Below are 2,393 nucleotides of genomic sequence, written 5' to 3' on the forward strand. Positions count from 1 at the left end.
GGATGAGCGCGGGCGACACCAGCGGGATCTTGACCCGCCAGGCGATCTGCCGCTCGTCGGCCCCGTCGATCCGGGCGGCGTCGTAGATCTCCGACGGGATCCCGCGCAACGAGGTGTAGATGATGATCATGTTGAAGCCCACGCCGCCCCAGATCGCGATGTTGGCGACGGAGCCGAAGATCTCGGGGTTCTCGAGGAAGGGGATCGAACCCCAGCCGAGTGCCCTCGTGATGTAGCTGAACGGGCTCGTCGCCGGGAGGTACATGAAGCCCCACATCAGCGAGGCGACCACCCCGGGGACCGCGTACGGGATGAAGATCGCGGTCCGCGAGAAGCGCTTCGCGCGGGTCACCGTCGAGTCGAGCAGGAGCGCGAACAGCAGGGCGAGGCCGAGGGTCAGCGGGATCGCGATGGCGCCGTAGATCGCGAGCCGTCCGAAGCCGGCCAGGAAGTCGGGGTCGGTCAACGCGGCGACGTAGTTGTGCAGCCCGACGAACACCTCGGTCCGCTTGCCGAACGCACCGCCGCCGACCAGCCGCAGCCCGCGGAAGCTCAGCCAGACGGAGTACAGCATCGGGACCAGCAGGAAGGCCACGAACAGCACGACCGCGGGGGCGAGGAAGACGTAGGGGGCGATCGTCCCGCGGCGGGGCCGGTTCCCGGAGGGTGCCGTCACGGTCGCGGTGACCGGCGGCGTGAGCGTGGTGGGGATGGTCATGTCACTCTCCAGCGCGAGGTCGACCCCGACGCCCCGGGGCGTGCCGGGGCGTCGGGGTCGATAGCCTCACTCGTTGACGGTGAACCCGGTCGTCTTCATGTCGTCGACGACCACCTTCTGGGTGGCGGTCAACGCGTCACGCAGGGGCGTGCCGTTCTCCACCGCCTTGGCCATCGCGTCCTGGAACGCGCTCGACGCCACGTTGACGTTCGGCCCCCAGGTGATCGACGGGATCGTGTCGGCGGCGATGCTCGACGCGAGCTTCCAGAAGTCCGTCTGCTGCGGCATCAGGACGGGCGGGGCGGACGTCTCGGCCTTGGTCTGGCCCAGCGTCGAGGCCGGGTACTGGCCGGTGTCCAGCTGGATACCGGCGCCCTCGTCGCTGGAGTTGATCCAGGCGGCGAACTCGGCGGCCTCCTTGGGGTGCTTGGACGACGTCGTCACGACGACCGCCGAGCCGCCCTGGTACGCCACCGCGGTGTCGCCGGGCGTCCACTGGGGCAGGGGGGCCATGGCCCACTGGCCGGCCATGTCCGGAGCGACGCCGTAGATGACGCCCGGTGCCCAGAGCGCCGACGGCCAGGACAGGATCTGACCGGCGTTGACCTCCTGGTTCCACTGCGGCGTCAGCAGGTCCTCGACCTTGATGAGGTCGTTGTCGATGAGGTCCTGCCAGTAGTCGGCGACCTCCTTCGACGCCTCGTCGTCGATGCCGACGGTCCACGTGTCGCCGTCGACCGACCACCACTTGGCGCCCGCCTGCTGCGCCATGCCGGCGAAGAAGCCGAACTCCGTGGTGTTGAAGGTGGCGAGGTACGTGCTCGGGTCGGCGGTGTGCACGGCTTCGGCAGCCGTCTTGAACTCCGCCCACGTCGTCGGCACCTTGACGCCGAGCGCGTCGAGACGGGCCTTGTTGTAGACGAACGCCATGGGCCCGACGTCCTGCGGGACGCCGTAGATCGCGTCGTTGAACGTGGTCAGGCCCCAGGTGGAGTCGGTGAAGGACTTCTTGACGTCGTCGCCCACGTACTTCGTGATGTCCGCGGCCACGTCGCCGACGATCATGGCGGGGAGCGTCTGGTACTCGACGACGGACAGGTCCGGGGCGTTGCCGGCGCGCGTGGCCGTGAGCAGCTTGGCCGACGAGTCGGTGCCGCCGCCCGCGTCCGTGTGCTTCACCTGGATGTCGGGGTGCGCCTTGTTCCAGGCGTCGACGAGAGGGTCCTGTGCGGTGCCCCAGGCCCAGTACTGGAGGGTCACGGGTCCCGCGGCGGACTCGCCCGACCCGGCGTCGTCGCCGGCGCCGCTCGAGCAGCCGACCAGGGCGAGGCTCGTTGCGGCGACCACTCCGACCGCCGTCAGCAGTCTCGAACGCATGTCACATCTCCTTCGACGTGTTCGGGTTCTTCGGGCGTGCACTTCGCTGTCAGGCGAAGCGCTTCGATGCGCCCACGGCGGTTAGTCTTGACGGCAAGATGTCCGGATGTCAATACGTGGATGGGGTCGAGAAGCTCGACGTGATGGCAGATTCGTCCGACGATTTCGAAACGCTTCGACGATTTCTGGGCGGATCAGCGTGCCGCGAAGACGCTCCCGCGCTCCTCGAGGGTCGGCGCGACGAGCCGCGTCTCGGCGACGCCGCCGCCCTCGAGCCGGGCCATGACCATCTCCACGG

2 protein-coding genes are annotated in these 2,393 nt (G+C 68.8%); both read right to left on the minus strand.

The window, feature by feature from the left end:
* Positions 1 to 718 (minus strand): carbohydrate ABC transporter permease (locus ACXJKG_RS20685; RefSeq protein WP_456847600.1); only part of this gene is annotated, 718 nt, incomplete at its 3' end.
* Between the two features lie 66 nt (positions 719 to 784).
* Entirely contained in the window at positions 785 to 2,095 is a 1,311-nt protein-coding gene (locus ACXJKG_RS20690) for an ABC transporter substrate-binding protein (protein ID WP_456847601.1), read from the minus strand.
* Positions 2,096 to 2,393 lie beyond the last annotated feature (298 nt).

The organism is Cellulomonas sp. P5_C6, assembly GCF_054049635.1.